The 7022-nt window shown below is 68.7% G+C and carries 7 protein-coding genes and 5 pseudogenes; 8 read left to right on the top strand and 4 right to left on the bottom strand.

The window, feature by feature from the left end:
* From ABZ818_RS42250 to ABZ818_RS42225, 6 genes and pseudogenes are all read left to right on the top strand, one after another.
* Window positions 1-300 (top strand): annotated as a pseudogene (locus tag ABZ818_RS42250) (Asp23/Gls24 family envelope stress response protein); the annotation flags it as partial.
* A 607-nt stretch (window positions 301-907) separates the two neighbouring features.
* Window positions 908-1339 (top strand): gas vesicle structural protein GvpA, encoded by a 432-nt coding sequence (locus ABZ818_RS42245; RefSeq protein ID WP_361427504.1) that lies wholly within the window; start codon window positions 908-910, stop codon window positions 1337-1339.
* A pseudogene (locus ABZ818_RS42240) lies at window positions 1336-1817 on the top strand (GvpL/GvpF family gas vesicle protein); the annotation flags it as partial. The gene ABZ818_RS42245 and the pseudogene ABZ818_RS42240, both read left to right, overlap by 4 nt.
* 13 nt (window positions 1818-1830) lie before the next feature.
* Window positions 1831-2091 (top strand): gas vesicle protein GvpG, encoded by a 261-nt coding sequence (locus tag ABZ818_RS42235; RefSeq protein ID WP_361427510.1) that lies wholly within the window; start codon window positions 1831-1833, stop codon window positions 2089-2091.
* Window positions 2088-2705, top strand: a complete 618-nt coding sequence (locus tag ABZ818_RS42230) for a DNA primase (RefSeq protein WP_361427507.1) — start codon at window positions 2088-2090, stop codon at window positions 2703-2705. Before ABZ818_RS42235 ends, ABZ818_RS42230 begins: the two co-directional genes overlap by 4 nt.
* Window positions 2702-3805 carry an SRPBCC family protein gene (locus ABZ818_RS42225; protein ID WP_361427501.1) on the top strand — a complete coding sequence of 368 codons (1104 nt, stop codon included), beginning with the start codon at window positions 2702-2704 and terminating at the stop codon, window positions 3803-3805. The genes ABZ818_RS42230 and ABZ818_RS42225 overlap by 4 nt, the downstream gene beginning before the upstream one ends.
* Before the next feature lie 132 nt (window positions 3806-3937).
* On the opposite strand, the gene ABZ818_RS42220 is transcribed toward ABZ818_RS42225, so the two are convergent.
* The 4 genes and pseudogenes from ABZ818_RS42220 to ABZ818_RS42205 all read right to left on the bottom strand — a co-directional run bounded on the left by ABZ818_RS42220 (window position 3938) and on the right by ABZ818_RS42205 (window position 5106).
* Window positions 3938-4108 (bottom strand): hypothetical protein, encoded by a 171-nt coding sequence (locus ABZ818_RS42220; protein WP_361427498.1) that lies wholly within the window; start codon window positions 4106-4108, stop codon window positions 3938-3940.
* The gene (locus tag ABZ818_RS42215; protein WP_361427495.1) at window positions 4074-4415 is read right to left on the bottom strand and encodes a hypothetical protein; all 342 of its coding nucleotides are present in this window, start codon (window positions 4413-4415) and stop codon (window positions 4074-4076) included. Before ABZ818_RS42215 ends, ABZ818_RS42220 begins: the two co-directional genes overlap by 35 nt.
* Window positions 4416-4453: 38 nt before the next feature.
* Window positions 4454-4516: pseudogene (locus tag ABZ818_RS42210) on the bottom strand (hypothetical protein); the annotation flags it as partial.
* A gap of 137 nt (window positions 4517-4653) precedes the next feature.
* Window positions 4654-5106, bottom strand: a complete 453-nt coding sequence (locus ABZ818_RS42205) for a hypothetical protein (RefSeq protein ID WP_361427492.1) — start codon at window positions 5104-5106, stop codon at window positions 4654-4656.
* Here ABZ818_RS42205 and ABZ818_RS42200 point away from each other — a divergent pair.
* Window positions 5053-6413: pseudogene (locus tag ABZ818_RS42200) on the top strand (ISNCY family transposase); the annotation flags it as partial. The gene ABZ818_RS42205 and the pseudogene ABZ818_RS42200 overlap by 54 nt on opposite strands.
* Before the next feature lie 376 nt (window positions 6414-6789).
* Window positions 6790-7022: pseudogene (locus ABZ818_RS42195) on the top strand (hypothetical protein); the annotation flags it as partial.

Raw genomic sequence — 7022 nt, 5'->3', positions numbered from 1 at the left:
GCGGCGGCAAAGGTGCTGCGGCAGGCCGCAGACACGGTCCCCGGTGCCAGGGCCGCATCCTGCCGGCTCGTCCCCGCGGGTGAGGGCACCGGCGTACAGGTGATCATGACCCTCGCTGCCGCCCTCGACCGCCCGCTACCCGAGAAGGTCGATCAGGTACGCCGCTCGGTCCTCACCGCCGCCGGAACAGCCCTGGGAATAGCCGTGACGAGCGTCGACATCGCCGTCATCGACACACTGGAGACCTGTCCGCCGCTCGTCCCCGGAAGTGCCGGGCGCCCCACCGGCCGCGATATCTGACGCCCTGCCTCTCATTCACCCCGCACGTCAAACGCGAACAGCAAGTACTCCACAATTCATGTAATGCAGTCACTCGGGCCGGCGACGGCGATCGGGGCGAAGGCAAGACCGACGTCTGCGACGCGCTGGCCATTGCTGATCAGGCTCGCGTCGGCCCCGACCCCCGGACGATGCAGCCCGGCAATGCCATTGGACAGGCCCTGAAGCGCCAGCGTCCGCGGAGGTTTGGCCAAGCAGCCTGCGGCCACACTGAAGCAAGAGGCGGCCATGGCGAACACATATAACGCATCAGAGCCGCAGAGTTCACAAGAGCCACAGAAGGCGCAAGAGTCACGTACCCGGAACGACAGCCGTGCGTCGCCGCCCCGGCCGAAGCCCATGGAGCGTACGCCGAGCCGACCGGCCTGATCACCGAGTCCGTCACGCCCTTCACGCAGACGGAGGACAACTGGTCGCTGGAGGTCGAGTCCTCGAACTCGACCCGCAGGGGCAGCTCACTGGCTACCGGCGCCTGCACCGCTACGAACGCGGCCGCGCCAGCGCACACCGGTCCGGCCGCCGCTAGCCCGCCCGCAATCACACCCGCAGACGAGGAGGCGCGGTTGGCATGACCCTTGTCCCGGCACCGACGTCCGGCGGCGGAGGCGGCAGCAGCGGCCTGTACGACGTACTGGAACTCGTCGGCGACCGGGGACTGGTGATCGACGCGTTCGTGCGGGTCTCCCTGGTCGGCATCGAGATCCTGAAGATCGACATACGGGTCGTTGTCGCCAGCGTGGACACCTACCTGCGCTTCGCGGAGGCATGCAACCGGCTCGACCTGGAGGCCGGTCCGCACAAGACCCCGGGCCTGCCCGACCTGGTCGGCGAGGTCACCGAGTCCGGCGCGCGCGGCAAGACCAAGGGAGCGCTGTCCGGCGCCGCGCAGACCGTCTCCGACGCCTTCCACCAGGGCCGACAGGAGCACTCGGACGAGAGCGGGCAGGGCCCGAGGGCCCGCAAGGCCACGCTGGCTGGCCGGAAGGAGGTGCAGGAGTGAGCACGTACGTCTACGGGATCACCTCCGCCTCGCACCCCTCGCCGCCGGAGGGCATGGGTGGCGTCGGCGACCCGCCGCGCGAGGTCCGCGTCCTCAAAGCGGGCAAGTTGGCGGCGGTCGTCAGCGAGGCGCCGGAAGGGCTGCGGCCCAAACGCAGAAATCTGTTCGCCCATCAGGCCGTGCTCAGCGAGGCGGGGGCGGCTGGCTGCGTGCTGCCCATGCGGTTCGGCAGCGTCGCCTCGGACGACGACACCGTCACCGACGTGCTCACTGAGCGGGCCGAGCACTACAAGGAGCGCCTGCGGGCACACTGGACGGCAAGGCCTGGGAGGAGGCCGGGCGGTTCCTCGCCGCTGTCGAGCAGGCCCGCAGGGATCTGCCCCTTGTGCTGCGCGTCAACGGCCTGCTGCCGCCGTACAGCTTCGTCGAGCCCGGCCCGGCCGAGCCGGCGAGCACCACGGCGGAGGCCGACGCGGGAGTGGAGTTATGCCATGGAACTCATCTCCGAGGTGCTGCTGCCGTTCGCACCGGCGCGAGGAAGTGCCTGGGCGATCCGGCAGGTACTGCGCGAAGCCGAGCGGATCTACTACGGCCCAGCCACGGTACGGGTCGAACTGGCACAGCTCGAGGGGCAGTTGGAGGCAGAAGAGATCACCGGGGAGGAATTCGGCCGCCGGGAGGACGAGCTTCTCGACCGGCTGGAGATCGGCCTGCGCGGGGGCGCTGGGACAGGCGAGGGGACGGCACGATGAATCGAGTGGGACTCGGCCTCGCGGTAGGGGCCGGATACGTCCTGGGACGGACGAAGAAGGCGAAACTCGCCATGGCCGTGGGCAGCATGTTGGCGGGCAAGAAGCTGAACCTCGGCCCGGGCCGGCTCGCAGACCTGGTCACCCAGCAGCTGAAGGACAATCCCCAGTTCAACGAGATCGGGGACCAGCTGCGCCAGGACCTGCGGGGCGTGGGCAAGGCGGCTTCGGGGGCCATGGCCGAACGGCAGATGAACGCGCTCGCCGACCGGCTGCACGGACGGACCGCGCAGATCCGCGACCAGCTCGCCGACGCCGTGCCGGACACTGGCGAAGGCGGGGAGAAGGAGACCCAGGGCGGCTACGAGGACCGGGAGGGCCGCGACGCCGGCGAAGGACCTGAGTCCGAGGAGGAGCTCCAGGAGCCGGAGAGCCAGACCAAGGACAAGGGTGAACCTGCCCGAAAGGAAGCGGCGAAGAGGACGCCGCCCGCCAAGAAGGCGCCCGCGAAGAAGGCCCCCGCCAAGAAGGCGGCGGCCGGGAAGAAGACCGCCGCGGCGGGCGACGCGCCCCGCGCTGCCCGCTCCCGGCTGCCGAAGGGTGGCGGTGACCGATGACCGAGGTACCCGGATCCGCGAGGTCCGCCGCCGACAAGGCAGCGGGCAAGGCGACGAAGGACAACCCGCTGACCGGCCTCGCTCACAGCGAGGCCGCCGACCGGCTCAAGGCAGAGGTGCAGGACTACCTCGCCGTCCAGGCCCAGCGACTGCTGGTCGGCTTCGGTCACAAGCTTGGTGAGACCACCGGCAGGCTGAACGACATCGCGGAGGGCAACAGCCCGGGCTTCGCCAAGCTCGCCCTGGACGCCAGCCGCAAGCTGGCCGAGGGCAAGGGCCCGCTGCGCACCGCCCTGGAGATGGGCGCCTCCCGCGTCAAGGAGAACGTCATGGGCGGGCTGCAGAGCCTCGGGGGCGGCAAGGGCAAGGGCAAGCGCAAGAAGGCCGGGGGCAACAAGCCCACCGTCATCATCGAGTCCGTCGACGTCGGCGTGCCGCTGCGCACCGCCTACGACCAGTGGACCCAGTACCAGGACTTCAGCACCTTCACCAAGGGCGTCAAGAGCGCGAGCCGCGCCGACGACACCTCCTCCGACTGGCAGCTGAAGGTGTTCTGGTCCAGCCGAAGCTGGAAGGCCCACACCACCGAGCAGGTGCCCGACAATCGCATCCAGTGGACGTCGGAGGGAGCGAAGGGCACCACGAAGGGCGTTGTCTCTTTCCACCGCCTCGAGGAGAACCTCACTCGGGTCCTGCTGGTCATGGAGTACTACCCCAGCGGCCTCTTCGAGAAGACCGGCAACGTCTGGCGGGCCCAGGGCCGCCGCGCCCGGCTCGACCTGAAGAACTTCGCCCGCTTCACCACCCTCAAGGGAGAGACCGAGGACAGCTGGCGCGGCGAGATCCGCGACGGCGAGGTCCTCCGCAGCCACGAGGACGCGATCGCGGAGGAGGAACAGGAGGCCGCCGAGGGCACCGAAGAGGAACCCGAAGAGGAGCAGCCCGAAAACGAGAAGCAGCCCGAAGAGGAGGAGGCCTACGAGGATGAAGAGGAGCCGTACGCCGAGGAGGAGAACGGCGAGTACGAGGAAGAGGAAGAAGGCGAGCGCCCGAAGGAGAGCGCCGAGGACGAGCGCGCCGAAGGCGGGAGCCGTCGATGAAGCGGCTGCCTGTGATTCCGGTGGCTCCAGCCCAGACCGGCCACACCGAGCACGGTCACTATCAGAGCGCCGTTCCCCAACGGGCTGCGCCTGCGGCCTCGCGGTCTGCGATTTTGCAGTGCCAGCCGAACATCAGCCATGCCGGGAGGCAGCCCAGTCCGGGTACAGGTCGCGGTCGCTGGAGGTCTCCTCCTTCAGGCGGCCGAAGTCGATGAGGTAGCGCTTCGTCCACTCGATGGCCTCCGACGTCTTGGGGACGCCCGGCTTCTTATGGCCCGCAGTCTTCGGGTTCAGCGCCGCCACCCGGTCCAGCGCGGCGAGCCAGTTGTCGCGGGGTGAGTTCGGCGACGTACTGGTGGCAATGGTTGTAGAGGACGTCCCCGCCAACGACGAGGCCGAGCGAGGGCACGCACAGGGATAGCGAGGGCACGTACAGGGATACAGGGAGGTGCTGGCGGGGGGCGTCGGCGTGGCCCTGCTCGATGATGCGCACCTCGAGGCCCTCCAGGGTGAAGGTCTCGTCCGCGTAGGGCTCGGGCAGCGTGATCGCGGCCGGCAACTGGCCGGGCAGGAGTGCGCGGTAGTAGGGCACCAGCTGTTTGCGCGCCAACTCGACCGTCTTCGGTGTGGCGATGGCTCGCGCGCCGGGAAGTGGCGCAGCAGCAGGCTCAGCCCGGCGAAGTGGTCGAGGTGTCCGTGGGTGATGTAGATCGCCGTGAGGTTGCGGTGGTGCAGCTTGGCCCAGGCGGCCAGCGCCTCGGCCTCTGCGACACCGGCGGTCCGGGCCTGGCTGGGGAAGTAGCCGCAAGGCTCAGGGGCTCAGGTGGCTGACGGGGCTGTCCTTAGGTTCACCAGGAGTGAGATTTCGTTCGATCACGTCCGAGAAGTTTCCGGATTAGCAAGAACGCGCCTACAGCGATCAAGGTCATCCCTATGAGGATCAAGGTCGCCCCGATGATGATCAAGAACGTCCCAATAAGGATCAGGAGTGTTCCAATGAGGACGAGGAGCGTCCCGATGATGAAGAGAAAGATCGCGAGGACGGTCACAGTTGTCTCCTGTCCTCCCTCCCGCTCCGGCTTCTTCCCCGCTCCCGTGTAAACACTCTGCTTCACATCACCGACGGCTAGCTGCTTGCCCCTGAAGAAGTCTGGGGCTGCCTCTGGGTTGTCCTCTGGGGAGAGCTGGTAAGGGCGGGCCGTGGCCGCGACAGTGGAGGCGGGTCGTTGCGGCCGGGGGTGGTGGCGGTGCTGCGTGTCGCAGTAGTACAGGACACCTGGTGGGAGGTGCTGCCAGAGCATGCACGGCAGTTACCAGCCGAGCTGGCCCGAGTCGATGCGTTCTTGGACGACGAGCGATTCATCGCCCCCTGGAGGGCGGTGTTCGCCGAGCGGCTGGGGCGGCCGTCGGTGCCGGTGGAGACGCTGTTGCGCATGCTGTATCTCAAGCACCGTTACCAACTGGGCTACGAGACCCTGTGCCGTGAGGTCGCGGACTCGTTGAGCTGGCGCCGGTTCTGCCGCATCCCGCTGGCTTCCCCGGTGCCGCACCCGACCACTCTGATCAAGCTGGTGCGCCGCAGCGGAACACAGACCTTGGAAGAACTGAACACTGCCCTGCTGGGCAAGCTGGTCGAGGACAAGCTGCTGCGGTGCCGCAAGCTGCGCATCGACACGACCGTGATCAAAGCCGATGTCGACCACCCCACGGACGCCGACCTGCTCGAACACGGAGTACGCAGATTGGGCCGGCTGGTTGGGCGGATCAAGGCGTCGGGGGCAGCCAGCCGCACTCGCTTCCGTGATCGCAGTCGGTCAGCGGGGCGCCGTTTGAAGGAGATCTCGCGCACGCTGCGGCGGCGCACCGGCCAGGCACTGGGCGAGATCGATCGACTCACCGGTGAAATCGCCGCTCTGGCCCGCGCTACCTTGCGGGACGCGGCGGCGGTGGAGCGCAATGCCCGGCGCACGCTGGGCAAGCTGCCTTCGGGACGACTTGCGCACCTGGTGGGCGAGCTGGCCGAGACCGCGGCCGGCACCCGCCGACTCCTGGAGCAGACCGCCTTGCGACTGGCGGGCATCCGCACCATCCCCGACCGGCTGGTCTCGTTGGCCGACCCCGACGCCCGGCCAATCCGAAAGGGCAAGCCCCAGCCCGCCACCCAGTTCGGCTACACCGCTCTCGTGGCCAAGGACGAACGCGGCTTCATCGTCGACCACCAGGTCCAGCGCGGAAACCCACCCGACGCTCCGCAACTGGTTCCCGCGGTAGAGCGTGCCGCGTCACTGACCGGCCGCACGCCCGGCACGGTCGTCGCCGACCGCGGCTTCGGCACCGCGGCCAACGATCTGACCCTGGCCGAACTCGGCGTCCAGCGGATCGGCCTGCAACGAGCCGGGAAGCCTGGAAACGCGCGACGTGAGTACGAACAAAGCCGCCCATTCCGGCGGATGCGCAACTGGAGAGCCGGCATCGAGGCCGCATCAGTCACCTCAAGCGCAGCTTCGGCTTCCGCCGCACGCGCCTGCGCCGCCTGGCCGGCGCCCAGACCTGGGCCGGACTGGGGATCTTCGCCTACAACCTCCAGCGGATGACCGTCCTCAGCCGATGTCTCGGCAGGATTACAGGGAGCTACTTGTCACTTCGCCGTAGCTTCGGGAGAACCGGGCCGCCTGGGACGGCACCTGACCGCCATCGACGCCTGGTGGAACCCTCCCTGGCCCATCGCCTGGCAGCGCATGTGGTGGACCGCCCGCCACCACCTGACCGGGCTTCCCCGCAGCCTTGAGTGGTGGCCGTGCGCACCGGACGCCGAGCACGCCACCACCTGGCTGCGTCAAGGGGCGTACCCGGGTGACTGGCTCGCCAGGCGATCTTCGGCAACCTTTCGCAGGATGGGTTCCGGTTGCCCAGCCGAAGCGACGGACGGCGGGCGCTCTTCGTCGTGCGCGGCAGCCATGCCGCTCCGAGCTCAGGAGCACCACATGTCAGCGAAGACGGATGTGCTGATACCAGTACTGGAAGACGCCCGTGACGCCCACGCTGCGGTCGTCGACCGATTCCGGATGAATGCGGCCATCACGCCGCCGGGCACCGACCGGCTACGGCTCGAAAGCCTGGCAACCGAGGCGCAGTACCACCTTGGGCGCATCGAGGCCCGGATGCGCGAAATGCGCCCGCCCCGTGGGCTGCTGTCGGCCGCAGAGCAGCTGATGTG

The sequence above is a fragment of the Streptomyces sp. NPDC047453 genome (genome assembly GCF_040643155.1).
Classification (GTDB): Bacteria; Actinomycetota; Actinomycetes; order Streptomycetales; family Streptomycetaceae; genus Streptomyces.
This window is presented reverse-complemented; position numbering and strand designations above follow the sequence as displayed.

Excerpts from the sequence above, each read along its gene's own strand:
- ABZ818_RS42205 (WP_361427492.1), bottom strand. The coding sequence starts at position 5,106 with ATGCTCTGGCAGCACCTCCCACCAGGTGTCCTGTACTACTGCGACACG.
- ABZ818_RS42225 (WP_361427501.1), top strand. The coding sequence starts at position 2,702 with ATGACCGAGGTACCCGGATCCGCGAGGTCCGCCGCCGACAAGGCAGCG.
- ABZ818_RS42235 (WP_361427510.1), top strand. The coding sequence starts at position 1,831 with ATGGAACTCATCTCCGAGGTGCTGCTGCCGTTCGCACCGGCGCGAGGA.
- ABZ818_RS42230 (WP_361427507.1), top strand. The coding sequence starts at position 2,088 with ATGAATCGAGTGGGACTCGGCCTCGCGGTAGGGGCCGGATACGTCCTG.
- ABZ818_RS42245 (WP_361427504.1), top strand. The coding sequence starts at position 908 with ATGACCCTTGTCCCGGCACCGACGTCCGGCGGCGGAGGCGGCAGCAGC.